General features: G+C 65.0%; 28 protein-coding genes. 11 read left to right on the top strand and 17 right to left on the bottom strand.

Annotation, left to right across the window (positions count from 1 at the left end; genetic code table 11):
* Positions 1-62 precede the first annotated feature (62 nt).
* Positions 63-1,130 (top strand): UDP-N-acetylmuramate dehydrogenase, encoded by a 1,068-nt coding sequence (locus ACH488_RS11540; RefSeq protein ID WP_397324306.1) that lies wholly within the window; start codon positions 63-65, stop codon positions 1,128-1,130.
* Positions 1,131-1,151: 21 nt separating this feature from the next.
* Here ACH488_RS11540 and ACH488_RS11535 read toward each other — a convergent pair whose 3' ends face one another.
* The gene (locus ACH488_RS11535) at positions 1,152-1,631 is read right to left on the bottom strand and encodes a hypothetical protein (RefSeq protein ID WP_397324305.1); all 480 of its coding nucleotides are present in this window, start codon (positions 1,629-1,631) and stop codon (positions 1,152-1,154) included.
* An 86-nt stretch (positions 1,632-1,717) separates the two neighbouring features.
* Here ACH488_RS11535 and ACH488_RS11530 point away from each other — a divergent pair, with 86 nt between their 5' ends.
* A complete protein-coding gene (locus tag ACH488_RS11530) occupies positions 1,718-2,866 on the top strand; it encodes a winged helix DNA-binding domain-containing protein (protein WP_397324303.1) in 1,149 nt (382 codons plus the stop codon).
* A gap of 73 nt (positions 2,867-2,939) precedes the next feature.
* Here the strand turns inward: ACH488_RS11530 and asd are convergent, their stop codons facing one another.
* The 11 genes from asd to ACH488_RS11475 form a co-directional block, all read right to left on the bottom strand.
* Positions 2,940-4,082 (bottom strand): aspartate-semialdehyde dehydrogenase, encoded by a 1,143-nt coding sequence (gene asd / locus ACH488_RS11525; protein WP_397324302.1) that lies wholly within the window; start codon positions 4,080-4,082, stop codon positions 2,940-2,942.
* 105 nt (positions 4,083-4,187) lie between these two features.
* The gene (locus tag ACH488_RS11520; RefSeq protein ID WP_397324300.1) at positions 4,188-4,409 is read right to left on the bottom strand and encodes an NF038396 family protein; all 222 of its coding nucleotides are present in this window, start codon (positions 4,407-4,409) and stop codon (positions 4,188-4,190) included.
* 7 nt (positions 4,410-4,416) lie between these two features.
* On the bottom strand, positions 4,417-5,016 hold the full coding sequence (locus ACH488_RS11515) for a dihydrofolate reductase (RefSeq protein WP_397324299.1): 600 nt from the start codon (positions 5,014-5,016) through the stop codon (positions 4,417-4,419).
* Positions 5,013-5,816, bottom strand: a complete 804-nt coding sequence (locus ACH488_RS11510; protein ID WP_397324297.1) for a thymidylate synthase — start codon at positions 5,814-5,816, stop codon at positions 5,013-5,015. The genes ACH488_RS11515 and ACH488_RS11510 overlap by 4 nt, the downstream gene beginning before the upstream one ends.
* Positions 5,813-6,211, bottom strand: coding sequence for a GntR family transcriptional regulator (locus tag ACH488_RS11505; RefSeq protein WP_397324296.1), 399 nt, complete (start codon positions 6,209-6,211; stop codon positions 5,813-5,815). Before ACH488_RS11505 ends, ACH488_RS11510 begins: the two co-directional genes overlap by 4 nt.
* On the bottom strand, positions 6,208-6,813 hold the full coding sequence (locus ACH488_RS11500) for a hypothetical protein (protein WP_397324294.1): 606 nt from the start codon (positions 6,811-6,813) through the stop codon (positions 6,208-6,210). Before ACH488_RS11500 ends, ACH488_RS11505 begins: the two co-directional genes overlap by 4 nt.
* A 47-nt stretch (positions 6,814-6,860) precedes the next feature.
* Complete coding sequence (locus ACH488_RS11495) at positions 6,861-7,247, bottom strand: hypothetical protein (RefSeq protein WP_397324293.1); 387 nt, start codon at positions 7,245-7,247, stop codon at positions 6,861-6,863.
* Positions 7,248-7,684: 437 nt separating this feature from the next.
* On the bottom strand, positions 7,685-8,653 hold the full coding sequence (locus ACH488_RS11490) for an NUDIX domain-containing protein (RefSeq protein ID WP_397324291.1): 969 nt from the start codon (positions 8,651-8,653) through the stop codon (positions 7,685-7,687).
* A gap of 8 nt (positions 8,654-8,661) precedes the next feature.
* A complete protein-coding gene (locus tag ACH488_RS11485; RefSeq protein WP_397324289.1) occupies positions 8,662-10,911 on the bottom strand; it encodes an RNA degradosome polyphosphate kinase in 2,250 nt (749 codons plus the stop codon).
* Positions 10,912-11,015: 104 nt separating this feature from the next.
* Positions 11,016-11,987 (bottom strand): mycothiol synthase, encoded by a 972-nt coding sequence (gene mshD, locus ACH488_RS11480; RefSeq protein WP_397324287.1) that lies wholly within the window; start codon positions 11,985-11,987, stop codon positions 11,016-11,018.
* 206 nt (positions 11,988-12,193) lie between these two features.
* Positions 12,194-12,892, bottom strand: coding sequence for a winged-helix domain-containing protein (locus ACH488_RS11475; RefSeq protein WP_397324286.1), 699 nt, complete (start codon positions 12,890-12,892; stop codon positions 12,194-12,196).
* A gap of 264 nt (positions 12,893-13,156) precedes the next feature.
* Between ACH488_RS11475 and ACH488_RS11470 the strand changes: the two genes are divergently transcribed.
* The 7 genes from ACH488_RS11470 to ACH488_RS11440 all read left to right on the top strand — a co-directional run bounded on the left by ACH488_RS11470 (position 13,157) and on the right by ACH488_RS11440 (position 19,283).
* Entirely contained in the window at positions 13,157-13,891 is a 735-nt protein-coding gene (locus ACH488_RS11470; RefSeq protein WP_397324284.1) for a permease, read from the top strand.
* 166 nt (positions 13,892-14,057) lie between these two features.
* A complete protein-coding gene (locus ACH488_RS11465; protein ID WP_397324283.1) occupies positions 14,058-14,657 on the top strand; it encodes an FABP family protein in 600 nt (199 codons plus the stop codon).
* A gap of 78 nt (positions 14,658-14,735) precedes the next feature.
* The gene (locus ACH488_RS11460) at positions 14,736-15,458 is read left to right on the top strand and encodes a flavodoxin family protein (protein ID WP_397324282.1); all 723 of its coding nucleotides are present in this window, start codon (positions 14,736-14,738) and stop codon (positions 15,456-15,458) included.
* A gap of 52 nt (positions 15,459-15,510) precedes the next feature.
* Entirely contained in the window at positions 15,511-16,596 is a 1,086-nt protein-coding gene (locus tag ACH488_RS11455; protein ID WP_397324281.1) for a YgfZ/GcvT domain-containing protein, read from the top strand.
* On the top strand, positions 16,593-17,018 hold the full coding sequence (locus ACH488_RS11450) for an ankyrin repeat domain-containing protein (protein ID WP_397324280.1): 426 nt from the start codon (positions 16,593-16,595) through the stop codon (positions 17,016-17,018). The genes ACH488_RS11455 and ACH488_RS11450 overlap by 4 nt, the downstream gene beginning before the upstream one ends.
* Positions 17,019-17,137: 119 nt before the next feature.
* Positions 17,138-17,767, top strand: a complete 630-nt coding sequence (locus tag ACH488_RS11445; protein WP_397324279.1) for a PadR family transcriptional regulator — start codon at positions 17,138-17,140, stop codon at positions 17,765-17,767.
* Complete coding sequence (locus tag ACH488_RS11440) at positions 17,751-19,283, top strand: DHA2 family efflux MFS transporter permease subunit (protein WP_397324277.1); 1,533 nt, start codon at positions 17,751-17,753, stop codon at positions 19,281-19,283. The genes ACH488_RS11445 and ACH488_RS11440 overlap by 17 nt, the downstream gene beginning before the upstream one ends.
* Before the next feature lie 99 nt (positions 19,284-19,382).
* Here ACH488_RS11440 and ACH488_RS11435 read toward each other — a convergent pair whose 3' ends face one another.
* The 5 genes from ACH488_RS11435 to ACH488_RS11415 form a co-directional block, all read right to left on the bottom strand.
* A complete protein-coding gene (locus tag ACH488_RS11435) occupies positions 19,383-20,123 on the bottom strand; it encodes a GNAT family N-acetyltransferase (RefSeq protein ID WP_397324276.1) in 741 nt (246 codons plus the stop codon).
* A gap of 9 nt (positions 20,124-20,132) precedes the next feature.
* The gene (locus ACH488_RS11430) at positions 20,133-21,158 is read right to left on the bottom strand and encodes a 6-phosphofructokinase (protein WP_397324275.1); all 1,026 of its coding nucleotides are present in this window, start codon (positions 21,156-21,158) and stop codon (positions 20,133-20,135) included.
* Positions 21,159-21,367: 209 nt separating this feature from the next.
* Complete coding sequence (locus ACH488_RS11425) at positions 21,368-21,616, bottom strand: PspC domain-containing protein (protein WP_397324274.1); 249 nt, start codon at positions 21,614-21,616, stop codon at positions 21,368-21,370.
* Between the two features lie 2 nt (positions 21,617-21,618).
* Positions 21,619-22,020, bottom strand: coding sequence for a hypothetical protein (locus ACH488_RS11420; protein WP_397324273.1), 402 nt, complete (start codon positions 22,018-22,020; stop codon positions 21,619-21,621).
* A 1-nt stretch (position 22,021) separates the two neighbouring features.
* Positions 22,022-23,548 (bottom strand): PspC domain-containing protein, encoded by a 1,527-nt coding sequence (locus ACH488_RS11415; protein ID WP_397324271.1) that lies wholly within the window; start codon positions 23,546-23,548, stop codon positions 22,022-22,024.
* A gap of 125 nt (positions 23,549-23,673) precedes the next feature.
* Between ACH488_RS11415 and ACH488_RS11410 the strand changes: the two genes are divergently transcribed.
* Positions 23,674-25,158 (top strand): PspC domain-containing protein, encoded by a 1,485-nt coding sequence (locus ACH488_RS11410; protein ID WP_397324270.1) that lies wholly within the window; start codon positions 23,674-23,676, stop codon positions 25,156-25,158.
* Entirely contained in the window at positions 25,155-25,829 is a 675-nt protein-coding gene (locus tag ACH488_RS11405; protein WP_397324269.1) for a LuxR C-terminal-related transcriptional regulator, read from the top strand. The genes ACH488_RS11410 and ACH488_RS11405 overlap by 4 nt, the downstream gene beginning before the upstream one ends.
* Positions 25,830-25,942: the final 113 nt, after the last annotated feature.

Below are 25,942 nucleotides of genomic sequence, written 5' to 3'. Positions count from 1 at the left end.
TGTTGGTGCCCCCTACGCGGCCAGCGGCGGAGCTCGTTGCCAATCCCCGCTAGGCTTGATGGGTGACCCAGACGCTGCTTTCCGAACTGACCACGGCTGCCGTCGGCGGCCCCGCAGGTACCTATGTGGAGGCCCGTACCGAGGCTGAAATCATCGACGCCGTCCGGTCGGCTGACGCTGCGGGGGAGAAGCTGCTGATCATCGGCGGAGGCTCCAACCTCCTCGTATCGGATGCGGGCTACCCCGGGACGGTCCTCAAGATCGCCTCCGAGGGGTTCACTGTGGACTCCGAGGACAGTTGCGGGGGAGTCTCCTTGATGGTCCAGGCAGGCCACAACTGGGATGCGCTGGTTGAATACACCGTGCTGCATGCCTGGTCCGGCCTCGAAGCGCTGTCCGGGATTCCCGGTGCCACGGGCGCCACTCCCGTTCAGAACGTGGGAGCATACGGTGCCGACGTCTCGCAGACCATCGCAGCCGTCCGCACCTGGGACCGCGAACGCAATGCCGTGCAGACCTTCACCAATTCCGAGCTGAAGTTTGGCTACCGGGATTCCATCCTCAAGCAGACCACTGTGGAGGGCTCGCCACGCTACGTGGTGCTGACGGTCGAATTCCAGCTGGCACTGGGCAGGATGAGCGCTCCGATCCGTTACGCAGAGCTGGCCCGCGTCCTGGGAGTCGAGGTGGGGAAGCGTGCCTACTCCAACGATGTCCGCCGCGAAGTCCTGAAGCTCAGGGCGTCCAAGGGAATGGTCCTGGACGCCGAAGACCGTGACACCTTCTCCACGGGCTCGTTCTTCACCAACCCGATCGTGCCCGCCGAGCAGGCTGCGCAGTTGCCGGAGAACGCGCCCAAGTATCCCGCGGGGAGCGACGGACTGGTGAAGCTTTCCGCTGCCTGGTTGATTGACCAGGCGGGATTCACCAAGGGCTTCGGCCTGGAGGAGTCGAGTGCTTCCGGTGGCCGGGCCTCCCTGTCCACCAAGCACACCCTGGCCATCACCAACCGCGGCTCGGCCTCGGCCGCGGACATGGTGGCGATCGCACGCGAAGTGCGTGCCGGCGTCGTGGATCGCTTTGGAATCGAGCTCCACCCGGAGCCGCTGCTCATCGGGGTAGCGCTCTAGGGCTTTCCGGAAGGTTGGGCGTCAGCGGACGCGTCGCTCCGCGATGGGCAGAACCTTGTTGAGCAGCAGGAATGTCAGGCCACAACTGACTGCCCCCAGCAGGAAGATCTGGCTGAAGGCGATGCTCTGCGGCGACGGGCCGCTCGGGAGGAAAAGCCCTGCCGTGGCAAAACCCACCAATCCGAGCATCATGACGATGGAGCCCAGCAGGAAACTGCGGACCTGCGCCGCGGCGGCAGGGTAGAACCATGGTTCGGGGGCGTCGTCGTCGCGGTCCGATACTGGCTGGCTCACGGCAGCGGTGCCGATCAGGAGGGCAGCTGCGGCTGTGGCAACGAGTCCCGCCAGCTGGATTCCCTGCATGGAGGGGGACAGGCTCACTCCGGTGCCGACGGCAACGATGAGTCCGGCGCCGAGCCCAATGGCGGTGCAGCACCAACCGGCGGCGGCAAGCCAACGGCTGAGCGGCCGCACCAGAGGGGCAAGATCACCAAAAAGCATGAATCCATCCTAGGAAACGGTTCTGGAAGGCCGCTGGGAGGCGCGGTAAGGTTCCCTGTGTCCCCGGGCGGCCCATAGGATGAAGCATGCCTGCGAAGCCGCTTTCCTCCAGTACGCTGTCCGTCCGGCCGCAGGTCATGGGCCGCTTACGCCTGGTGAGCCAGGGACTGCTGGGCGGCGGGTTTCCTTCCGTTCCCGATGCTGTCCGCTGGATGACGGCCATGCAGGCCCAAGACCTCGGCCACGCACTGTGGGCCGTGGGACAAAGGGTGCCCGGCACAGCGGCTTCCCACGTCCGGGCCGCCCTGGACGCCGGCACCATCGTCCGTTCATGGCCCATGCGCGGCACGCTGCACCTGTTGGCACCGGAAGATCTTCGCTGGATTCTTGCCATCACCCGTCCGCGACTCCTTAAGTCGCTGACCGGCCGGCACCGCGAACTCGCCATCACCCCGGATGACATCAGCCATACCAGGGACATTGCACTGAAGACCTTGGAGACCCTGAAGAGTTCCAATGGGACCACCGGGGCCAGCCGTGAACAGCTCTTTGCAGCCTTCGAGGAAGCCGGCCAGATCACTACGGGGCAACGCGGAATCCACCTCCTGGGCAGCCTGTGCCAGGAGGCGTGGCTGGTCCAAGGTCCCATGGCGGGGACCAACGGCAAGGTGGGCGTCCAGCAACTGTTCGTGCCTTTCGACCAGTGGGTCAAGGAATCCCGTGATCTGGACCGTGAGGAAGGCATCGCCGAGCTGCTGCTGCGCTACATCCGAGGCCATGGACCGGCCACCATCCGGGATTTCGCCTGGTGGAGCCAGGTGCCGCTCACGGAGGCCCGGAAGGCACTGACTGCGGTGCAGGAGCAGATGGTGGAGCTGGCATTCGACGGTGCCAGCTATTGGCTCTCGCCGGAGACAGCCGCCATGCTCGACGCCGGTGTGCCCGGCTCCCGCTCGTTGCTGGCCCTCCCCGGTTTCGATGAGTACCTGCTCGGGTACCAGGACCGGAACCTGGTGCTGGATCCCGGGCACGCCGAATTGGTGGTCCCGGGCCGGAACGGAGTGTTCAAGCGCATCATCGTCTCCGGAGGCGTGGTGGTCGGGACGTGGGCGCGGACCGGCAACGGGAAGGACTTGGGCGTGGTTCCGGAGCCGTTCGCCGGCGGGCTCGGTCCAGCCGCAAGCCGCTCGTTCCAAGCGCAGGGCCGGGCTTTCGCGAAGTTCATGGCGGGCTGAGACGCCAAAAACCCGCTTTCCCGTCGCTGGGCAGCAACGGAAAAACGGGTTCAGGACGTGAATGCGGTGAAGCTTAGAGCTTGCCCGTCACAATGTTCAGCATGCGGCGCAGCGGCTCGGCTGCGCCCCACAGGAGCTGGTCGCCCACCGTGAAGGCGCTGATGTACTCCGGGCCCATTTCGAGCTTGCGGATACGGCCCACGGGGATGTCCAGGGTTCCGGAAGCGGCAACGGGAGTCAGGTCCGCCATGGAGGCTTCCTTGGTGTTGGGCACAACCTTGGCCCACTCGTTGTCCTTGGCCAGGAGGTTCTCGATCTCCGTCACGGACAGGTCTTCGCGGAGCTTCAGGGTCAATGCCTGCGAGTGCGAACGCATGGCGCCGATGCGGACGCAGAGTCCGTCCATGGCAATGTGTTCCTTGCCTGCGGCGCCCTTGGCGGTGCCGAGGATCTTGTTGGTTTCCACACCGGCCTTCCACTCTTCCTTGGACTGCCCGTTGCCCAGGTCGGCGTCGATCCAGGGAATCAGGGAGCCGGCCAGCGGAACGCCGAACTGCGTCGCGTCAACACCGGTGCGCTGCGTGGCGAGGACCTTGCGGTCGATTTCCAGGATGGCCGAGGCCGGGTCGTCGAGCTCGCTGCTGACCTCGTTGTTGAGGGTGCCGAACTGGTTGAGGAGTTCGCGCATGTGCCGGGCGCCACCGCCGGAAGCGGCCTGGTACGTCATGGACGTACCCCACTCCACGAGGTTGTTCTTGAAGAGGCCGCCGAGGCCCATGAGCATGCAGGACACCGTGCAGTTTCCGCCGATGAAGTCCTTCACGCCGCCGGAGAGCCCGGCATCGATGACGTCGCGGTTGATGGGGTCCAGCACGATGATCGAATCGTCGTTCATGCGCAGGGTTGAGGCGGCGTCGATCCAGAGCCCGTCCCAGCCACGGCTGCGGAGTTCGCCATGGACCTGCTTGGTGTAGTCGCCGCCCTGGGCGGTAACAATAATCGGCAGCTTGGCAAGCGTCTCAATATCGAACGCATCCTCGAGCTTGCCGGCCCCATCAGCGAAGGACGGGGCGGCACCTCCTGCGTTCGAGGTGGAGAAAAATACCGGGTTGATGTTGGCGAAGTCGTTCTCTTCCTGCATGCGGTGCATCAGGACGGAGCCGACCATGCCACGCCAACCGACCAGTCCAACGGACGGATTAGCTGCTGTAGTCATTCACCCAGTCTAAACTTTCGGACCCGCCCGCCGCTGTTGGTTACGTCACCCGCACAACGTACGACGACGGCCCGCACCACAGCGCCCGGCGACCCCGAAGCGGGACTACTGGCCGGCGTCGTGCTCCTGCATAAGTGCCGTTTTCCGGGCCCGCAGCGCAAAGAAGGCGCCGAAGGCGAAAACCTGCGTGACTACGACGAGCACGATGATTCCCAGGATCTTGTTCCCACCCAGGATCATGGTCAACCCCACGATGGCCGAGAGCAGGGCGAAGAGCGGGAGCAGCATGTAGCCCAGCACAAAGAGGGTTTCGGGTTTCTTGAGCATGCTGTTCCTAGCTTTCCGTCCGGCGCCATGTGGTGAACCGGTAGTTCGTGCCATTGTTGGCAGTGAGCCAGCCCTCCGCCGGCGCCATGGTGTCAAAGGTCCAGTCGTCGCCCAGTTCCGGAGCGAAGGTATCGCCGTCCAGGTCGGCGTCGATGATGGTGATCACCGCAAGGTTGGCGATGCCCATGGACTGTTCGAAGATCTCTCCGCCGCCGATGATCCAGACCTTTTGGCCGCCGGGCGCGAATTGGGATTCCAGCAAGGCGGCGTCGAGGGAGGACACCACGGTGGCGCCTTCGGCCTCGGGTGTTGACGCCCACTCCTGGTTCCGGGTGACCACAATGTTGGTTCGTCCCGGCAGGGGCCTGTACTTGTCCGGGAACGACTCCCAGGTCTTCCGGCCCATGATCACGGGGTGGCCCGAGGTCAGCTTGCTGAAGTGCTTCAGGTCCTCCGGCAGGTGCCAGGGCATGCTGCCGTCCTTGCCGATCACGCCGGCTTTGGTCTGGGCCCAGATCAAGCCGATACCGGTCATTGCGGCAGCGGTCTCCTGGGTGAAGATGACGCCGGGGAGTTGGGCCGGATTCTCTGGGGAAGGAGTGCTCATACGGCGATCGGTGCCTTGATGGTGGGGTGGTGCTGGTAGTTGACCACTTCGAAGTCGTCCAGCGTGTAGTCGAAGATCGAGTCCGGCTTCCGCAGGATGTTCAGCTGCGGGTACTCGTACGGCTCGCGGCTGAGTTGTTCGGCCACCTGTTCAACGTGGTTGTCGTACACGTGGACATCGCCGCCGGTCCAGACGAATTCGCCCGGCTCAAGATCCAGCTGCTGGGCAACCATGCGGGTGAGCAGCGCGTAGGAGGCGATATTGAATGGGACGCCGAGGAACGTATCCGCCGAGCGCTGGTACAGCTGGCACGAGAGCTTGCCGTCGGCGACGTAGAACTGGAAGAAAGCGTGGCAGGGCGGCAGTGCCATGTCCTTGAGCTCGGAGACGTTCCATGCGGAAACGATGTGCCTGCGCGAGTCCGGGTTGGCTTCCAAGCCCTTCATGAGCTCGGAGATCTGGTCGATGTGGCCACCGTCGGGCGTGGGCCAACTGCGCCACTGCACCCCGTAGACCGGTCCGAGTTCACCCTCGGCGTCCGCCCACTCGTCCCAAATGCTCACGCCCTGGTCCTGCATCCACTTGACGTTGGAATCGCCGCGCAGGAACCACAGGAGTTCAACGGCGACGGACTTGAAATGGACGCGCTTGGTGGTGATGAGCGGGAAGGTCTCGGCGAGATCGAAACGCAGCTGGCGCCCGAAGACACTCCGGGTTCCGGTGCCTGTGCGGTCCGATTTATGCGTGCCATTCGCCATGACGTCACGCAGAAGGTCTTCGTAAGGGGTGGGAATGCTCACGAGTCCAGCTTACTTGTTTGGGCAAGCCGGCCCCGCAGCAGATCGACGAGCGTTTCGTCACGGAACCCCGCGTGGCGGGCCGTTGCAATCAGGCCATCGACGGCGGCCATCACCGCCGCGTCTGCGCCGGCATTGCCGTGCGGCACCTCAGCCGGCCCGACGACAATAGTCCCGTTCCGCCGTCGTGCTTCAATCAGTCCGGACTGCTCAAGTTCGCGGTAGGCGCGGGCCACCGTTCCAGCGGCGATGCCGAGATCGGCGGCCAGGCTGCGGACCGTGGGCAGCCGGCTTCCGGGAGGGAGCGCACCGACGGCGATCAGGGAGCTCAGCTGCCTGCGGATCTGCTCGTAGGGCGGAACGGGATCGCCGAGGTCGATCGTGATGCCGGCCGTCATGGCGCGTTCTTTGTGACGCTGCTCCGGCGGGGAATGCTCCGAAACAAACTCCGGACGGGCGTAACCGATACTGCAACGGCGATAGCCAACAAGATGGCACCGACGAGTGTGGCGGGACTCGGGGCCAGACGATCGAACGCCGGAAAGAGCGCCCCCCAGGCCTCGACGTTGGTCAGCAGCAGCATCGCAGACTGCGCCAGGAAGTATGCCGCGAGTGTCCGGATAATCCGGCACATCGCGATGGCCCGCAGCGCAGCATCGATACCTTGCTCCTCTGGAGACTCAGGAAGACCACGACGACGGCGGGCGGCCAGGATCGAGGCGGCGCCCACTACTCCCACGCCGAAGGTGAGCAGCAAGGAAGCGGGCCACGACGGCGATGCTGCCAAGAGACCCTGGCCCGCACCGGTCATGACGATGGCAATGGCAAAGATGGCAGCGGAGGCTATCCCGAACGCGAGCAGACCCCGCGATACTGGCTGCCGCGGCCAGTGCAGCGGTGCTTCCGGGTCCCCGTAGTTGCGGGCAATCAGCAGTTCCCCGACGGCGATGGACAAGAGGACGAGGGAAGCCATGACGGCCACGAGGATTACCAGTCCCAAGCGCCCCTCGCCTTGCGCGGGTATGTAGCTGTACCAAAACACGATAGTCAGGAGGGGGCCGCTCCCATGATGCCCATCAAAGCGCCAATGGAGATGCTGAGTTTCGCCGCGCCGTGGGTCCCGGGATCGGCGCGGAGGGCGTGGCCGTTCACGGTATTGCTGCCAGCGGCGAGGGAGGGGAGCTTCGGCACCCGCCACCACCACATGGCCAGCAGGACCGCCATGTTGACGAAGCCGAGCATGTTGAACCACGAGGACTGCCAGGCAGCTCCGGGTGCGGGCAGTGCTGCGAAGTTGCCAGCGATGGCGGCCAGGCCTGCCGCGATCGTTGAGGCCGTGCGCAGGAGCCGGTTGGCCGCGATAGCGCGGAGAACGCGGTTATCGTCGCTGTCCAGGGTTTCCAGTTGCCGCCGCCGCGCGATGAGCACCAGCACCAACCCCGTCCCCGCCGCCAAGACCGCCAAAGCGCCACCGAGCCACCCTGCGAGTTCCGATCCAGGGAATCCTGCCGTCCTGGCCCTGGCCCATGTAGACGGTGGTCCCTTCCGCCGACGGGGGAGCGGGGGTGGGAAGCACGGCAGCGTAGGCCGGCAGCGACGCGATCGAAACTACTGCGGCGGCGGCGCAGGCAAAGATCACCAGTGTGGTCCAAGCCAGTTTTCGTGGGAGGAAATCGCGAATCCTGCGGACGGTGAGCTCCGCGTACCTGTGGGGTGCTTTCGGTGCCGGGTAGCTCCACTGGCCCAGGGCATGGACGATCAAAACCGCGGCGATCGGCCAAGACAATGCCGAAAGGAGCCCTTCCGAGGTGAAGGGCGTTCGAATCAATGTGTCAAGTATTTGATACAAAGACCTGGGTGGTCAACCGGGCTCAGTCGTCGAAGGGCTTGACCTGCTCCACGGACACCACTTTCCGTTCGCTGCCGCGGACCACCTGGCAGACGATGACCTCGCCCGGCGTCAGGAACGGATCCGAGTCCGGAAGCGTCTTCCGCAGTGCTCCCGGCATATGGAGGGCAAGTTGCTTCAGCACCGTGGGCAACGCCGGCCGGTGCGTGCACACCGCAATGGGGACCTGCTTGTCGAACAAGGCCTCCACTGCTGCCGCGGTCTTCTTCGGTGACCGGTCGTGGTTGTGCTCCGTCAGAGCCTCAACCAGTTTCACCTTGGCTCCGCTGGCCTTGGCATAGGGAGCGATGGTGGCCACGCAGCGCACCCACGGACTGGTCACGATGCGCTGGGGTTTCCAACCCTGCAGGAGGCGCTGCACGGCAACGGCTTGCCGCTGTCCCGTGGCAGCCAAGGGACGGTCGCCTTCGGCCTTGGTCCACGAGGACCGCGGCTTGGCCTTGGCGTGGCGGATCAGCACCAGCGGCCAGGTATCCAGTTCGCCCCGGACATGGGTCTTGGCCAGGTATTCGAGCGGGGCCACATCCGTGGGGTTGCTCAGGAATGTCGCGGCCCTCTCCGGGCTGCACCACATGACGCTGTCCACTTCCTTGCCGTCGGGACGGAGAAGGTCTCCGTTGACCCGGACAGCCCAGTAGCGAACAACCTTGAGGCCCGCATTCACGTGATAGTGGATGGGTGGCAAGGGGATGCCCAGGGTGGCATCCAGCCCAATCTCTTCACGCACTTCCCGGACGGCACACTCCGGAACCGTCTCGCCGTCGTCGAGCTTTCCTTTGGGCCACGACCAATCGTCATAGCGGGGGCGATGGATGAGCAGCACTTCCAGGGCGCCCTTGTTGATGCGCCAGGGAATGGCGCCGGCCGCGACGACGGCCACCGGTTCGCCCGGATGGTCCGTCTGGTCGGCCACGGGGGTATCGCTGTTCAACTCTTCCCTTACCGCCGCGCTGCTGCCCGCTGACGCGAACGCGAAGCCAGGAGCCAGGACTGCATGTCCAGCAGCGGTTCGCCGTTCCCGTCCAGGTGGTGCCGGGTCCAGTGGCCTTGGTTGTCCAGGTGCCAGCTGGCCGTCCCGTCGTCCACATAACGGCGCATCAGGTCCAGGACCGTGTTCACATCATCCTTGCTGGCAAGTTGCACCAACGCTTCCACACGCCTGTCCAGGTTACGGTGCATCATGTCGGCAGAGCCGATGTACACCACGGGATCCCCGCCGTTCGCGAAGGCGAAGACGCGGGAATGTTCCAGGAACCGGCCCAGGATGGAACGGACCGTGATGTTCTCGCTGAGGCCGGGAACCCCGGGCCGCAGCGAGCAGATGCCACGGACCACTACGTCTACCTTCACGCCCGCCTGGGACGCCCGGTAGAGGGAGTCGATGATGGCTTCGTCCACCATGGAGTTGACCTTGATCTGCACGCGGGCAGGAATACCCTTGCGGGCGTTGCGGATCTCCGTCTCGATCCGGTCCACCAGGCCGGAACGCACCGAACGAGGTGCCACGAGGAGCCGCTTGAACGTGGACTTCGGGGCGTAGCCGGAAAGCTGGTTGAAGAGCTTGGAGAGGTCCTCGCCCACCTGCTCGTTGGACGTCAGCAGGCCCAGGTCCTCGTAGTAGCGGGCCGTGCGCGGATGGTAGTTTCCCGTGCCGATGTGGCAATAGCGCCGCAGTCCGTCCACTTCCTGGCGGACCACCAGTGACAACTTGCAGTGGGTCTTGAGGCCCACGATGCCGTACACCACATGTACGCCGGCCTGCTCGAGCTTTCGTGCCCAGGAAATGTTGGCTTGCTCGTCAAACCGTGCCTTGATCTCCACAAGTGCCAGGACCTGCTTGCCGGCCTCGGCAGCATCGATCAGGGCATCCACGATCGGGGAGTCGCCGGAGGTCCGGTACAGGGTCTGCTTGATGGCCTGGACCTTGGGGTCGGCAGCAGCCTGCTCAAGGAACGCCTGGACCGAGGTGGAGAACGAGTCGTAGGGGTGGTGCAGCAGGATGTCGCGGCGGCGCATCGCGGCGAACACGTTGGCTGCCTTGGACGTCTCGGATTCGTTCAGGTACCGGGACGTGTGCGGAACGTGCTTGGGGTAGTGCAGGTCCGGGCGGTCGATGCCGCCGATCACCGAGAGGCCCCGGAGGTCGAGTGGCGCCGGAACCGAGTAGACCTCGGATTCGTCCACGCCGAGTTCGCGGACCAGCAGCGCTCGGATGTTCGGGTTGATGTCCGTGGTGACTTCAAGGCGCACGGGCGGGCCGAAACGGCGGCGCAGGAGTTCCTTCTCCAGTGCCTGCAGCAGGTTCTCGGCGTCGTCCTCTTCCACCTCGACGTCTTCGTTGCGGGTGACGCGGAAGGTGTGGTGCTCCAGGACCTCCATGCCGGGGAAGAGCTTGTCCAGGTGGACTGCGATGAGTTCTTCAAGGGCGATGAAACGGGCAACGCGGCCGGGAACTGCACCGGCGCGGGGGCCGTCCACGGAGATGAGCCGCGGGAGCTGGTCCGGAACCTTCACACGGGCAAAGAGTTCCTTTTCGCTGACCGGGTTGCTCACGATCACGGCCAGGTTCAGGGAGAGGCCGGAGATGTACGGGAACGGGTGGGCCGGATCCACCGCCAAGGGAGTGAGGATGGGGAACACCTTCTCCTGGAACATCAGGCTGAGGCGGTGCCGGGCCTCTTCGTCGAGCTCGTTCCAGTGCATGATGTGGATGTGCTCGTAGGCCAAGGCCGGGCGGATCTGCTCGGCGAAGACGCGTGCGTGGCGTTCCTGGAGCTTGTGGGCTTCCTCGCCGATCTGTTCGAGCACCTCGATGGGGCTGAGGCCTGCGGGGGAAGGGACAGCCAGGCCCGTGGCGATGCGGCGCTTGAGGCCGGCCACGCGGACCATGAAGAACTCGTCCAGGTTGGAGGCAAAGATGGAAAGGAAGTTGACCCGCTCCAACAGGAAGAGGTCCGGATCTTCGGCGAGTTCCAGGACGCGCGAGTTGAACGCCAGCCAGCTGAGTTCGCGGTCGAGGAACCGGTCCGGCGAAATGTCGCCTTCGGGCTCCAGGCTCGGGGCGAACTCCGGAATGTCAATGCGATCCTGGGTGGCCCGTGCGGCGGGCACTTCCGATGAGCCGAAGCGCGCGGGCAGCGTGGCGCCCTTTGAGGTGGATCCGGCGGTGCCGACGGGGTCCGGCTGCATGGGTTTCTCCTAAGCTCAGGACTGGGGTTTCCTCCCACATTACAAGCAATTGGGCGGCTCGAATCGATGATGTCCAGCCCTTTCCGGCAGATGGACGCTCGTGGTTAATTTTTGGTTAACGGTCCATACAAAACGTCCGTGTCCCAGCGGACGAAGCCCAGTTTTTGGTATAGGGCCACGGCGGCTTCATTGTCCGCGTCCACGTACAGCATGACCGCGTGGAGGTCCTGGTCCTGGAGGTGCCGGATGCCCGCCACAGTGAGTGCTTTACCAAGCCCAAGCCCCTGTGCTTCCGGCGTGACACCCACGACGTAGACCTCACCGATCGCCGGGTGGGCTCCCTGCCGTGGATGAACTTTGGTCCAGTGGTAACCCAGGAGTTCCCCGCCGGCGTTTACGGCGAGAAGGAAGCCCTCGGGGTCGAACCAGTCCTCGGCCTCGCGTGCCTGCACATCTGCCAGCGTCATGGAGCCCTGCTCCGGATGGTGCGCAAAAGCGGCGCGGTTGGCAGCCAGCCAGGCTTGCTCATCTTGACCCGGCACGAAGGCGCGCAGCGAAACATCCGGCGGCAGGACGACGTCGGGCAGTGCTGCGGTGGAGGACATCAGCCGCATCTTCCGCAACTCCCGGACCGGGCCGTACCCGAAGCGCGCGGCCAGTTCGGCGGCCGCCTCGTGGTTACCGTGGGACCACGCCGTCAGGCCTGCGAAGCCGCGCTTTTCCTGGAGTGCCGCCAGGAGGCGGCCCGCTACGCCCTGGTTCCGGTAACTGGGGTGCACGGCCAGTTCCAGGACGCCGCTCCCGTCGGGCGCTTCAACGACGACGGCGATGCCGGCGAGGTCGTCCGCGGTGGACGGATCCGAATCTTCATCGGGGGCGTAAAGCGCCAAGGAAAGGAGGGAGTGCCCGCCGCCGTCCGCGCCGCGCAAGGTGACCAGCGTCTGCTCCGAGAGCGGGGGGTTCCCGTCCGACTCGCCGGCAGCAGCGGCAAGCGTGCTGAAGTCCTTGAAGAGTCCGGGGTCAAGTGCGCCGGTGACGTGCAGTACGGGCCAGTTCTCGGGGTGCGCGTGACTCATGATGCAAGGCTATACGCCCGGGGCAAGCCCTGCGATTTGGCATGCCCGGCCAACGGGGGTAGTCTCGTTATCTCGTTCGGCTTCCTGAAGCCGGGTGCGAGGGGGATCCACCAGTGGGGTGGCTTCGATACGTTCGACCCGTATGTCCTCCACAAAACGGCAAAGGGCCGGGAATCCGTACGGATTCCCGGCCCTTTGCCGTGTTGTCAGGCTTCGGACAACTCGTCATCCGGAAGCCGGACCAGCGTCAAGCGGTACCCGACGTTGCGGACCGTGCTGATGAGGTTTTCGTGGTCGACGCCGAGCTTGGCGCGCAGGCGGCGGATGTGGACGTCCACGGTGCGGGTGCCGCCGTAATAGTCGTAGCCCCAAACCTCGGTGAGAAGCTGCTGGCGCGTGAAAACGCGGCCGGGGTGCTGGGCCAGGTACTTCAGGAGCTCGAACTCCTTGAACGTAAGGTTCAGCGGCTGCCCGGCTACGCGGGCTGTGTAGCTTGCCTCGTCAATGACGACGCCGGCGGCCCGGATCTCGGTCTGGGTTTCCTCTTCGCCCGGCGTGGCACGGGCCATGGCCAGGCGGATGCGGGCCTCCACCTCTGCGGGGCCGGCGGAATCCAGCACGATGTCGTCAACGGACCAGGCCGAAGAGACGGCAGCCATGCCGCCCTCGGTCAGGATCAGCATGAGGGGTGCGCTGAGGCCGGTGGCCTTGAGCAGTTGCGTCAGGGAACGCGCGCCTACCAGGTCCTTCCGGGCATCGAGGAACACGATGTCCGTGGGGTCGGTTTCAAGCAGGGCTGTGGGTTCTGCCGGGAGGATGTGCACACGGTGGTTGAGCAACTCCAAGGCAGGCAGGATGTCCACCGAAGAGCCGGTGCTGTTCGTCAGGAGCAGGATGTGCGACATAGTTCCTCCAATGGGCTGTCCGCGCATCATCGGGCGTCGAAACCGGAGTTTCACCGGCCGGTCACGGCGAACTGGGACCGCCCTTGCCGTTGTAACGGGATTGAGGCGATGACAGTGCACTGTTGATGTCCGAGTATACCCACCAGGGCCCGTGCAGTCAGGGATTCGTGACGGTCAGGCACCGGAATTACGACATATCGGGCCGCCATGAGGCAGGATTGACGAGAGGTCGTTAGGCGCATCGAATTGAGGATCGGGCACACAGTGAAGTCTTGGAGCATTGGGGTATTCGGACTTGTGGCGCTCGCAGCCATCGTGTCCAGCACCTTCGTTTCCCGGGAGGCCATGGTGGGCGTGGGAATCGTTGCCTCTGCCGCTGTGGGAATCGGCTGGCCCCACTTCCTTGCCGTCCCCGCCAAGAAAACCCTGGCCTCGGTCATTGCGTTGGCCGGCGCCGGCTCGGCCGTGACGGCCGCCTATATGCCCGCGCCGGGATTCCTGGACGGCACCCCTGCCTTCATCGCCGTGGGCGTGATGGCCGTCTTCATCATCCAGCTGATCCGGGGAACCGGACAGGCGCAGCGGCTTGAATCAACCCTGGGGTGCTGCGCCGGCGTGCTGCTCAACTGCCTCGGCGCGGGTTGGATCGCCGGTGCGCGGTTCAACGGCGTCAAGGAGATGGTCCTGGTGGCCGGACTCAGCGCGGCCGTGGCACTCCTGGTGGGCGTCATCCGCTGGCCGGACCGGATCGTCGCACCCCTGGGTGTCGTCATGGCCGGGCTCATGGCGCCGCTGGCAGGGCTGGTCTTCTCCGATATCGCGGTTCTTCCTGCCGCGTTGGTTGGCGTTGTCGTGGGCTCGGTCCTGGTGTGCTTCCGCCGCATGACCACCCTGCGGCGCGGCCGCCTCAATCTTCCTGCTGCATTGGGCATGGGTGTTGCACCCGTCTGGGCAGTAGGGGCGCTGGCTTACTTCATAGACAAACTACTCATCTACTAACGGTTAGGATGGCATCATGTCTGTTCTCGCATTTGAAATCTTCTTCCTGGTCCTCCTCGGCCTCGCCAGCATTTCCATGGCCTGGTTCGCCGGCTTTGTTGTCTACCGCCTTTTCAAGGGCCAGAAGTAATCACCCCCTTCACGCACTGCAACAGAGGTAGTGGTTGTGCCTATTGAGATCCCAACGGACCTGACCCCTGAACTCGTCCCCCTTTCCTGGCTCATTGGTGAGTGGGAAGGCCGCGGCCGGCTTGGCAGCGGCGACGAGGACTCGGAGCACTTCGTCCAGCATGTTTCCTTCACCCACAACGGCCTGCCCTACTTGCAGTACCGGGCCGAGAGCTGGATCAGTGACGATGCCGGCACAAAGTTGCGCCCGCTGACCGTCGAGACCGGATTCTGGGCGCTGGAACGGGAACTCCAGGAGGGCGATGGCGGCCCCGGGCTGGTCCCCGCGGACATCGTTCCCGTTCTTAAGACTGCAGATGATGTGGAAGAGCGCCGGAACAAGGACGGCGGCTTTGACCTCTCCGTTTCGATCTCCCACCCTGGTGGCATCACTGAGCTGTACTACGGCCAGATCAAAGGCCCACAGATCCAGCTCAGCACCGACATGGTGATGCGGGGCAGCCACTCCAAGGAGTACACGGCGGCAACCCGGATCTTCGGCCTGGTGGACGGTAACCTGCTGTGGCGCTGGGATGTAGCCGCCAACGGCAAGTCACTCGAAGCCCACGCCTCGGCATTCCTCCATAAAGCCTCCTGAGGCATCGGCCTGACGGCCGCCCACCGCGGCGAGGCCTCACTGAACGTTCCATATAGCAACCAGCAAAAGGAGCAGCAAGTGACAGACAACCTCAAGCCCGGAGGCTACGAGGGCCTCAAGGCAGTGTTCTTCAACGGAACCTTGAAGCCCTCGCCGCAGCTCAGCAACACCGACGGCTTGATCCGCATCAGCCGGGACATCATGGAGAAGCAGGGCGTCTCCACCCAGCTGTTCAGGACCGTGGACCATGACATCGCCAGTGGCGTCTATCCGGACATGCGGGAGCACGGCTGGAAGAGCGACGAATGGCCGGAGATCTATCCTGCCGTGCAGGAAGCGGACATCGTGGTGGTGGCCGGCCCCATCTGGCTGGGCGACAACTCCTCCCAGACCAAAAAGCTGATCGAACGCCTGTACGCCCACTCGGGCCAGCTCAACAACAAGGGCCAATGGGCTTTCTACCCGAAAGTCGGCGGCTGCCTGATCACCGGTAACGAGGACGGCATCAAGCACTGTTCCATGAACGTGCTTTACAGCCTCCAGCACGTCGGCTTCACCATCCCGCCGCAGGCCGATGCCGGCTGGATCGGTCCTGTGGGTCCCGGGCCCAGCTACCTGGACGAAGGATCGGGCGGTCCGGAGAGTGATTTCACTAACAGGAACACCACCTTCATGACGTGGAACCTGCTGCACATGGCCAAGCTCCTGCGCGACGCCGGTGGCATTCCCGCCTACGGGAACCTGCCGGACGAATGGAAAGCCGGAACGCGCTTCGATTTCGAAAACCCCGAGTACCGCTGAGGAACCGTACCCCTCAGGGAATACGCCCGAACACCAAGGACTTCTACTACATATGACTTACAAGAGCCCTCTGTTGTCGCGCCCTGGCGCGATCGAGGACACCGGCCTCGATGCCGGCGTCGCGGCCCACTACGGCGAGCCGCTGCGCGAGCAACGCGCCCTCGCAACCGGTACCGCCGTCGTCGATCTGTCCAATCGCGGCGTGGTCACGGTGGCCGGACCCGACCGGCTCAGCTGGCTCAACACCCTTTCATCGCAGCAGCTCACCAACCTCCAGCCGAAGGTGGCCAGCGAACTGCTGCTGCTCAGCGTCCAGGGCCGCATCGAATTCGATGCGCGGGTGATTGACGACGGCGGCACCACCTGGCTGATCGTCGAGGCAGCGGAAGCCGAACCCCTTGCCGAGTGGTTGAACAAGATGAAGTTCATGCTGCGCGTGGAGATCGCCGACGTTTCAGCGGACTGGGCCGTGGTTGGCTCCACCAAGCCAGTGGAGCAACTCGCCGACCGCCTGGTGTGGGAAGACCCCTGGCCGCATGTGGGTCCGGGTGGCTACTCCTACAGCTTGGTTCCCGAAGAATCGCATCCAGGACTGGAACGTCCCTGGTTCGAGTACCTCGTGTCGGTGTCAGAGCTTGAGGCCGCAGTCGAGGACTTGCCCTTGGCTGGTGCCATGGCGGCCGACGCCCTTCGCATCGCCGCCTGGCGTCCCCGTTTGGGCGCCGAAACGGACGACAAGACCATTCCGCACGAACTGGACCTGATCCGTACGTCCGTCCACCTGAACAAAGGTTGCTACAAGGGCCAGGAAACCATTGCCCGCGTCCACAACCTCGGCCATCCGCCGCGGCGGCTGGTCTTCCTCCAACTGGACGGTTCGCAACACACGCTTCCCGCCGCCGGCAGCGTCGTATTTGCCGGGGAACGCAAGGTGGGTACTCTGACATCTGTGGCGCAGCACTTCGAGATGGGCCCGGTGGCTTTGGCTGTCATCAAGCGTTCGGTGTCTGCCGAAGATACGTTGACGGTGATGGACGGCGATGAGCCCTACGTCGCAGCCCAGGAAGTGATCGTCGCCCCCGACGCCGGCCAGGTGGTCGGGCGCCAGACCGGATTCCTGAAGGGACCCCACCGATGACCCAGCCCACCACGCCGGAGGCGGCGGACGCCCAGCCTCCGAACCAGGCCGACGACGAAACGTTGGCTTTGGCTCACGCCCTCTTTGACGCCGCCCGGGAAGGCAACTCCGAACTCCTGCGGGGTTACCTCAGCGCCGGTGCTCCCGCGACGCTGACCAACGCCGCTGGTGATTCCTTGCTCATGCTTGCGGCCTACCATGGCCACGAGGAAACCGTGCAGCTCCTGGTGCATCACGGTGCCGACGTGAATGCGGCCAACGACCGGGGACAGACTCCGCTCGCCGGGGCGGTTTTCAAGGGCTACGCAGGCGTCGCCAGGGTCCTGGTGGACGCAGGCGCGGATCCCGACGCCGGTACACCCAGTGCCCGGGACGCAGCGAAGATGTTCGCTCGCACCGAGATCCTGGATTTGTTGGGCTAGCCGCCAGGCACTTCCTTCCGGAGAAAACCCTGTTGCCTGCGGCAACAGGGTTTTCTTGCGCCTGACTATTCCACGTGGAATAGTTGTAGTGGAATATTTGCTGTGGAAGGGGTTTTGTCGTGCCAAAAGCTGCTGACCTGACGCCCTTGGGCGTCGCCGCGCTGGCGCTGCTGGCCGAAGGACCCATGCACCCTTACGAGATGTACCAGGTCCTGATGGCACGGCATGAGGACCGCCTGGTCAAGGTCCGTCCCGGAACGCTGTACCACGCCGTCGGACGCCTGGCTGAGAGCGGCCTGGTGGAAACCGCCGGTACCGAGCGCGAAGGCAACCGGCCTGAGCGCACAACGTACCGGATCACGTCCGCCGGCCACGAAGCCCTGGATACTCGACTGCAGGACATGCTGGCGACTCCCATCAATGAATACCCCACCTTTCCCCACGCCATCGCGGAGGCCCATCACCTCCCGGCGGAGGTGGTGGCCGGACTGCTCGAGGGACGGTTGGCGGCCCTCAGTGCCGATCTCGACTTCCTCCGGCAGGCCGAGGCGGCTGTGACGGCCAAGGGCCTGGAACGCAAATATTGGATAGACGTCACCTATCAACAAGCCATGCTTCGAACAGAGATCTCGTGGATCCGCGAGCTCCTTGCGGAGTTGCGCAGCGGTCAGCTGCCCTGGGACAACCCCCAGCCAACTCCGTCCGAACTTTCCACCAAGCCAAAGGAATCCCTTGGAAAACGTAGCTAAGCCGTGGCCGGCCCTCTGGTCACTCGTGGTTGGCTTCTTCATGATCCTGATCGACACCACCATTGTGTCGGTCGCCAATCCACGGATCATGGAAGGCCTCAATACCGATATCAACGCCGTGATCTGGGTAACCAGCGCGTACCTCCTGGCCTACGCGGTGCCCCTGCTGATCACCGGCAGGCTTGGTGACCGCTTCGGTCCCAAGAACCTGTACCTCATTGGCCTGGTGGTCTTCACCCTGGCCTCGCTGTGGTGCGGACTCTCCGGAGACGTCACCATGCTCATTGCCGCACGTGCCGTCCAAGGCCTGGGTGCAGCCATGATGACGCCCCAAACCATGGCCGTCATCACCCGCATCTTCCCGCCGGACCGCCGCGGCGCAGCCATGGGTTTGTGGGGTGCAACAGCGGGCATGGCCGTCCTGGTGGGACCCATCCTGGGTGGCGTGCTGGTGGACGGGCTCGGCTGGGAGTGGATCTTCTTCGTCAACGTTCCCATCGGCATCGTGGCCTTCATCCTGGTCACCCGCTTCGTGCCCAAGCTGACCACCCACAGCCACTCCTTCGACATCCTTGGGGTGGTGCTCTCGGCCATTGGCATGTTCCTGCTGGTCTTCGGCATCCAGGAAGGCCAGACCTACAAGTGGGGAGCGGTCAACGGCGTCATCACGGTGTGGGGCCTCATCATCGCCGGCATCGTGGTGTTGGCCGTCTTCGTAGCCTGGCAGTGGTGGCTCGAACGCCGTGGTGGTGAGCCGCTCCTGCCCCTGGGCTTGTTCAAGGACCGCAACTTCTCCCTGGGCAACTCCACCATCATGGCCGTGGGCTTCACGGTCACCGCGTTCCCGCTTCCCACGATCTTCTACTACCAGGTGGTCCGTGGACTGACGCCCACGCAGTCAGCGCTGCTGATGATCCCCATGGCCGTGATCTCCGGCGGCCTGGCCCCGTTTGTTGGAAAGCTGATCGACCGCGCCAACCCCCGCTGGTTCGCCGCATTCGGACTGGTCTGCCTGTCCGGCGCGCTCTTCTGGACAGCATCGCTTCTGGGCCCGGACACCCCCATCTGGATGTTCCTCCTCCCCAGCGCCCTCCAGGGTGTGGCCAACGCCTTCATCTGGGGTCCCGTGTCCAACGCCACCACCAGGAACCTCGCGCCACGCCAGGCCGGGGCAGGATCCGGCGTGTTCAACACCACGCGGCAAATCGGCGCAGTGCTTGGTTCAGCCGCCATCGCCGCGCTGATCCAGTCCCGCCTGGCCGCTGAACTTCCCGCCGCGCCGGCAGGTGCACCCGTGGGTGAAGCATCCATGACCGGCGCGCTCCCGGAGTTCCTGCATGCAGGCTTCTCGACGGCCATGAGCCAGTCCATCCTGCTGCCCGCGTTCGCGATCTTGCTAGGTGCGCTGATCGCGCTTTTCTTCGCCAAGCCAAAGTCGGTGGAAAGCTGGGGCGCCAAGCCAGCGGACGCGGCCGTTCCTGCGCAGGATCCCGCAGCGCAGGACGCCCGCCACTAACAGCCGAATAAAGTCTCAGCGGCCAAGAGAGAGTGTGCACTGCGGTTGCCCGCACAATGGGCAGCAGCGGTGCACACTTTTTTGTGCCCGCCGGCTTGGCTAACCGAGCAGCACGCCAGCGTGGAGCCCTCCGGTGGCAAAACCCAAGCTGCGGGCCATGGCAAGGGCTCCCGTATTGCTGACGTCGGCCTTCCACTGAAGAGTGAGGCCGGAGGCCAAGGCCTCGTGCGCGGCAATGGAGGCGGCAAGCTTTCCCACGCCCCGGCGGCGCCATGCGGGAGCCACCAGCACACCCATATCCGCCAGGAGGCCTTCCCACTCCGCGTAGGCCCCGCATGCTACCGGCGAGGCTTGCTCGTCCTCGGGATGCATGATGGTGAAGCGGTGCTCCAGCGACTGGAGGCCAACCTCGTTGACGTCGTCGGGTGGGCACAGGCTTTCCAGGGCGATCGCTTCGGGATTGCCGCGGGATACCGTCAGGTCCTCGGACGGTTGGTTCAAAGGAAGGTCATCGGCGAAGAACAACGCCGATGACCCCAGGCCGTGACCGCCGTGGGTCCGGGTGAGTGTCAGCAGCGTGACGTGCTGAGCGAGTTCGGCATCGGGTATGTCCGCTGCCGAGTCAAGGGCCCATTGGGGACCCACCAGCGCTGACACGCCGAACAGACGGAGGAACTGGACGGAGCGGGCCGACTCATCGGCCAGCGTGATCCGATCGCGCGGGCCTGCCGGGGAAGAGGCCAGCCGGTCCGCGGCGGTGGCGAAAGCAGCGTCGTCGAGCCTTAAACGGCGAGCCCACGCCAGCTGGATAATGGCAGCGGACGTGGGCTCGAGAGTCATGGATTCAGACTAGCCGAACAACACACTCGCTTCGTCGTAGCGGTGCTGCGGCACGGTCTTGAGCTTGCCCAAGGCCTCTTCGAAGCCAACGTGGGAGATGTCCGTGCCCTTCAGCGCCACCATGGTGCCCCAGCGCCCGTCCACCACGGAGTCGATCGCGGCCATGCCCAGGCGCGTGGCCAGGACACGGTCGTAAGCCGTGGGGACGCCGCCGCGCTGGATGTGTCCAAGGATGGTGGCGCGGGTTTCGATCCCGGTGCGGGCCTCGATTTCAGGGGCGAGCTGGTCGGCGATGCCGCCCAGGCGGGGACGGCCGAAGGTGTCCAGGCCGCGCTCGGAGTGCGGGGATTCCATGTGGTCCGGCACAAAGCCCTCGGCCACCACAACCAGGGGCGCACGGCCACGGTCATGGGCTTCCTGGACCCATTCGGCGATCTGTTCGATGCTGACCTTCTGCTCGGGGATCAGGATGGCATGTGCGCCGGAGGCCATGCCGGAGTGCAGGGCGATCCAGCCTACGTGCCGGCCCATGACCTCGGCGATCATGCAGCGGTGGTGGGACTCACCGGTGGTACGGAGACGGTCGATGGCTTCGGTGGCGATTTCGACGGCGGTATCGAACCCGAACGTGTAGTCCGTGGCGTCGAGGTCGTTGTCCACGGTCTTGGGGACACCGACGATCTTCAGCCCGGCGTCGGTGAGCCGCTTGGCTGCGGCGAGGGTGCCTTCGCCACCGATCGCGATGATCGCGTCGATGCCCAGGCGTTCCATGTGCTCTTTGATGACCTCGGGGCCGCCACCGTTTTCGAAGGGGTTGGTGCGCGAAGTGCCCAGGATGGTGCCGCCCTGCTTGGCGACGCCGCGGACCATGGTGCGGGGGATGTCGATGACATCACCTTCGACTACGCCGCGCCAGCCGTCGCGGAAGCCTACGAACTCCTGGCCATGGATGGCGATGCCCTTCAGGACAGCGCCCCGGATCACAGCGTTGAGGCCGGGGCAGTCGCCACCGCTGGTAAGAATGCCAATTTTCATGTTTGCTCACTCATGGCTTGGAGGAATACGTGCCGAGCGCCACGCTGAGCTCCCCACGATTCTAGACGTGCATGTGGGGTGGGACACAAATGGTTACTTTTCAACCCGCGCGTGCGGTATTGGAAACCTGCCCAAAACACGCAAAACGCCCTGCGTCCCGGGAAGTCTCCACGGGAGGCAGGGCGTCTTTCACACGAGGGGCCCGGAGATCAGCGCGAGCGCTGGCTGATGAACGATTCCAAGGGGATCTTGTTTCCCTGGTCCGGAAGGATGAGCCAGGCAAGGACGTAGAACACGATGGCCGGGCCAGGCAGGAGGCAGAAGAGCAGGAAAGCCACCCGGACATAGGCCACATCGACCTTGAGTTTGGCCGCAATACCTCCGCAGACGCCACCCAGCCAGCGTTGCGGTCCGCGCTTCAGGCCGAAGCCCCTGACGATGCTGAAGAACTTGTCCATGGCTACACCCTTCCTTGTCCGGAGCTCTTTGTCACTCGCTTGGAGCCCCTGCTGGCTGCCAGGAGGCCGCCGACCACCAGGGCTGCGCCGGCGCCGATCATGAGTCCGATCAGCACGTAGGTCCCGTTCAGCACCACCCAGCCCAGGGTGGAGACGAGCAACAATGCTGACAGTGCGATGACCACCAGGCCCCACACCACGGTGCCGATCCGCGCCTGCCGGGGTTCGTCGTCGTCCGCTTCCCGGTCCACTTTGTAGGTGGGTTCCAGGTGCGGTGTCAGCGGGATCTGCTGCAGGCGGGGCGATGGGAGGGGCCCGGTGTCGCGGGTCTCCCGGGGGAGGGGCGCCGTTGCTGCTTCGGCGGCCTTGGAGTCGTGGGTACCGTTCGGCTCATTCGTGCTCATGTCAGTTTCCTTCCTGGATGGTCACGTTGCTGAAGGTGCCATCGATCTTCACCACGAGGTTGGCTCCTGGTTTGTCCGTGTTGTAGAGCGTGCGGTCGTCCTGGAGCCTGCCGCCGCGGTCCGTGCCGCGCTCGTTCAGGTTGCCGAAGGTCATGTCCGCTTGGACTTCCACGGGCACGTTGTCCGGGATGACCACGGTTACGTTGCTGGCGGTCGCGTCCACCGGGATGGTGACCGGTGTGGTCAGCGGCGGGGTCAGGTTCAGGTCCGTGAGGTCCACGGTGCCGCTGGCCCCCGTGACGTTGAATCCCGAGCGGGCCTGTTCGATGCTGACGGGTGCCCAGTTGACGTCCCTGAATGTGAAGCGGTCGCCGTTGCGGGGGACCACGTTGAAGATGCCACCGATCACCAGCGCAACGATCGCAAGGAAGCCCAGGAACCCGGAGGTGCGGCCTCGAAGGCCCGCCACCAGGATGCCAAGGCCCAGGACAGCAGCGCCTACAGCCCAAACCACGGCGTTGGCAGCATTGCCCAGGTCGATCACGTTGCCGGCGTCGAGGGCTTTCAGCGTGCCACCGGCCAGGAGCGCGGCTCCGGCGGTGACGGCCACAATGGCACTTCCCGGGCCCTTGCGCTTGGGACGGGCCGGCTTGGGCTCTCCGCCCTGCGGCGGGGTGGGACCGTAAGGCGGCCGGGGACCTGAGGGGTTATAGGGGCCTGCCGGGTTGTAGGCGCCTGCCGGGTTGTACGGGCCGGCGGGGTTGGCTGATCCGGCCGGGCTCTGGGAGGTGCCTGCTGCGCCTGGCTTGCCGGTCCCTGCCCCATAGACGGGGACGCCGGTGTTGGCACCCGAGGGGCGGGTCACCGTGGGGGCGGAGCCGGCGGCGCCATAGGCCGTAGCTGTTGGTGCCGAGGCGCCGAAGTCTTGCCGGTTCATGGGCTGCGTCGCTTTCTGGTTCTTGTTGCGTTGCACGAGGTAATAGACCAAGTAGGCAACTGCGCCTATCCAGAAGAGGGTCCAGAACAGGCCGGGAAGTCCGTTCCAGCCCCAGCCCCAGAAACCGCGCCCAAGGCCCGGAAGGCCGATGATCGTGGTGATCAATGCACCCGTCATGCCGCCGGACCAGCGTCCTGCGCCGGCTTCCTGCACGTGGATGCGGCCGTCCGGTTCGGGAAGGAGTGCCCACGCCAGGCCGTAGAGGAGCACGCCGACGCCGGCGAACAATGCCAGGACAATGAAGATGCCGCGGACAATGAGCGGATCGATGCCGAAGCGGTGGGCAATGCCGCTCGCGACGCCACCAACCCAGCGGTCCGGTCCACGGCGGATGCCCTGGTTGCGGATCCAATCGAAGAAGTTCTGCTGGGGAGCGGCGGGACCGCTGCCCGGGGTCCAGGACCGTCCGGAGTGATTTTCGGATTCGCCGGTGGGTGCGCCGGAAGGTGCACCGGTGGTGGCGTCGGGACCCGGGGAGCCCGCGTTGGCAGGGCGGCCGGATTCCTCGGGGTTCATGCTGTTCGCGTTCATACTTCGATCCTGCCGTTGGTGCCTGCCTGGCCTCTACTGGGGGATACCCTGAATGATCCCTGAGGGACCCCCGAACAAGGCTGGTTTCCGGTCCGGGCAACCCTGATCCGTGTTTGGATGGGTACATGAGCACTGCTGTACAACGCCCGCCGCTGGTCCGCAGCAGCGACCGCATGATCGCGGGCGTCTGCAGCGGACTCGCCGCGCATTTGGGCTGGCCGGTCAAGTACGTCCGGGTGGGCATGGTCCTGGCCTGTTTCGCCGGGGGAGCGGGCCTGGCCTTCTACGCCTGGTTATGGACCATGGTTCCCACCGCGGATGAGAATGCACGCCGCAATGCCAAGCGGCCGGCGTCGCCCATTGCTCCTGCGGTGAGCCAGCCGCCGTCGGCGTCCGGGACAGAAGGAACGTACGACGCCGGTCCGTCGCCTGCCGTTTTTGGCGCACCGCCGGGATCTCCGGCTTTCGGGGCCGCGACAGCATCCGCAGCGTCCGGCGCGCCATCCGGGGCGGCTGCGTACGTGGCGGCTCCGGGAACTCCGGGAGAACCCGTTGCAGGTGCAGGCGGGTGGTTCAGGCCGGCGGACGGCACCGCACCTTGGTTTACGTTCCGGCGCATCCAGTACGGCAAGGAGATCCTGCTGGGCGCCGGCCTGCTGCTGGTTGCAGCAATCCTGGTGGCCCGGCAATTCGGCGTGGACCTTCCCCTGGGAACACTCATCCCTGCTGCGGCGATCCTGGGTGGCGCAGCCATAGCGTGGATGCAGCTCGACGAGACCCGCAGGGCCGGCCTGGTGGACAAGACCAAAGCGGACCAAGCCGGGGGCTGGGTCCGCCTGGCGGCCGGCCTGGCCCTGGTGGTGGCCGGAGTCCTGGTGATGGTTTCCGGCTCGGGGTCCTGGGAGCAAACGTGGCTGGCCCTCCTTGCTTCGGTGGCCGTGCTGGGCGGTGTGGCCCTGGTGCTGCTCCCTTGGGGCCTGAAGTTCTGGAAGGACCTGGAGACGGAACGGGCCGGCCGGGTCCGGGAAACCGAGCGGGCCGAGATCGCCGCGCACCTCCACGACTCCGTCCTGCAAACGCTCGCCCTCATCCAGCGAAGGGCCGGTTCCGAGCAGGACGTGGTCCGCCTGGCGAGGGCCCAGGAACGTGAACTGCGTTCATGGCTCTTCAGCGACTCCACCAAGGAATCAGGACTCCTGGCCGAGCGCATCAAGGCCGTCGCTGCCGAGGTGGAGGACGCCCATGGCCATGCCGTGGAGGTGGTGACTGTTGGTGACACGGAGATGACCGACAGGCATGAGGCCCTTGTCCAGGCCGCCAGGGAGGCGATGCTGAATGCGGCTCGCCACGGCGGCGGGACTGTTTCGGTCTATCTGGAAAGCACGGCCGGTGGTACGGAAGTCTTCGTCAAGGACCGTGGTCCCGGATTCGACCCCGACGCCGTGCCGGATGACCGCATGGGCGTCAAGGAATCCATTATCGGCCGCATGAAACGCCACGGCGGCACCGCGAAGATCATCAGCAGTGCCGACGGCACGGAGGTCCGCCTGGCGCTGCCCGCGGCCACCGCCGAGAACGGCGACTCAAGGAACGGAGAAACCAAGCCATGAATAACACCACCCAGGACGGCATCGGGCGGAGCGTGCGTGTGGTGATCGTGGATGACCACACCATCTTCCGGTCCGGGTTGAAGGCCGATCTCGACCAGAGGATGAACGTGGTGGGCGAGGCCGGCACCGTTGAACAGGCCATCGCCGTGATCGCAGAGACCCGGCCCGAGGTGGTCCTGCTCGACGTCCACCTTCCCGGTGGACTGGGCGGCGGCGGGCGCGAAGTCATTGCGGGTTCCGCTGCCTTGCTGGGCTCCACGAGCTTCCTTGCGCTCAGCGTGTCCGACGCCGCTGAGGATGTGGTGGCCGTAATCCGTGCCGGTGCGCGCGGATATGTCACCAAGACCATTTCCGGCGCCGAGATTTCCGATGCCGTGATCCGGGTGGCCGATGGTGACGCCGTCTTCTCGCCCCGGCTCGCGGGGTTTGTCCTGGACGCCTTCGGGACGGCCCCGGCGGACATCGCGGACGATGAGCTGGACAAGCTGTCCGCCCGCGAACTGGAAGTCATGCGCCTGATCGCCCGGGGTTACAGCTACAAGGAAGTGGCCAAGGAACTGTTCATTTCCATCAAGACCGTGGAGACGCACGTCTCCGCGGTACTCCGGAAACTCCAGCTCTCCAGCCGCCACGAGCTCACCAAGTGGGCCGCCGAACGCCGCCTCCTCTAAACAATTCCCCACCCCCGTGACGCTCGTTACCTTTTTCGTAGCCTGTTTCCTGGTGCAGGATATGGGTGTGCTGGCCTGCCGGCTCCGGCATGATTTTGACGCTCTGTCGCTTG

Source organism: Paenarthrobacter sp. NPDC018779 (assembly GCF_044391085.1).
Classification (GTDB): domain Bacteria; phylum Actinomycetota; class Actinomycetes; order Actinomycetales; family Micrococcaceae; genus Arthrobacter.
This window is presented reverse-complemented; position numbering and strand designations above follow the sequence as displayed.

Excerpts from the sequence above, each read along its gene's own strand:
- ACH488_RS11535 (WP_397324305.1), bottom strand. The coding sequence starts at position 1,631 with ATGCTTTTTGGTGATCTTGCCCCTCTGGTGCGGCCGCTCAGCCGTTGG.
- ACH488_RS11530 (WP_397324303.1), top strand. The coding sequence starts at position 1,718 with ATGCCTGCGAAGCCGCTTTCCTCCAGTACGCTGTCCGTCCGGCCGCAG.
- asd (WP_397324302.1), bottom strand. The coding sequence starts at position 4,082 with ATGACTACAGCAGCTAATCCGTCCGTTGGACTGGTCGGTTGGCGTGGC.
- ACH488_RS11520 (WP_397324300.1), bottom strand. The coding sequence starts at position 4,409 with ATGCTCAAGAAACCCGAAACCCTCTTTGTGCTGGGCTACATGCTGCTC.
- ACH488_RS11515 (WP_397324299.1), bottom strand. The coding sequence starts at position 5,016 with ATGAGCACTCCTTCCCCAGAGAATCCGGCCCAACTCCCCGGCGTCATC.
- ACH488_RS11505 (WP_397324296.1), bottom strand. The coding sequence starts at position 6,211 with ATGACGGCCGGCATCACGATCGACCTCGGCGATCCCGTTCCGCCCTAC.
- ACH488_RS11485 (WP_397324289.1), bottom strand. The coding sequence starts at position 10,911 with ATGCAGCCGGACCCCGTCGGCACCGCCGGATCCACCTCAAAGGGCGCC.
- mshD (WP_397324287.1), bottom strand. The coding sequence starts at position 11,987 with ATGAGTCACGCGCACCCCGAGAACTGGCCCGTACTGCACGTCACCGGC.
- ACH488_RS11475 (WP_397324286.1), bottom strand. The coding sequence starts at position 12,892 with ATGTCGCACATCCTGCTCCTGACGAACAGCACCGGCTCTTCGGTGGAC.
- ACH488_RS11455 (WP_397324281.1), top strand. The coding sequence starts at position 15,511 with ATGACTTACAAGAGCCCTCTGTTGTCGCGCCCTGGCGCGATCGAGGAC.
- ACH488_RS11450 (WP_397324280.1), top strand. The coding sequence starts at position 16,593 with ATGACCCAGCCCACCACGCCGGAGGCGGCGGACGCCCAGCCTCCGAAC.
- ACH488_RS11435 (WP_397324276.1), bottom strand. The coding sequence starts at position 20,123 with ATGACTCTCGAGCCCACGTCCGCTGCCATTATCCAGCTGGCGTGGGCT.
- ACH488_RS11430 (WP_397324275.1), bottom strand. The coding sequence starts at position 21,158 with ATGAAAATTGGCATTCTTACCAGCGGTGGCGACTGCCCCGGCCTCAAC.
- ACH488_RS11425 (WP_397324274.1), bottom strand. The coding sequence starts at position 21,616 with ATGGACAAGTTCTTCAGCATCGTCAGGGGCTTCGGCCTGAAGCGCGGA.
- ACH488_RS11420 (WP_397324273.1), bottom strand. The coding sequence starts at position 22,020 with ATGAGCACGAATGAGCCGAACGGTACCCACGACTCCAAGGCCGCCGAA.
- ACH488_RS11415 (WP_397324271.1), bottom strand. The coding sequence starts at position 23,548 with ATGAACGCGAACAGCATGAACCCCGAGGAATCCGGCCGCCCTGCCAAC.
- ACH488_RS11410 (WP_397324270.1), top strand. The coding sequence starts at position 23,674 with ATGAGCACTGCTGTACAACGCCCGCCGCTGGTCCGCAGCAGCGACCGC.
- ACH488_RS11405 (WP_397324269.1), top strand. The coding sequence starts at position 25,155 with ATGAATAACACCACCCAGGACGGCATCGGGCGGAGCGTGCGTGTGGTG.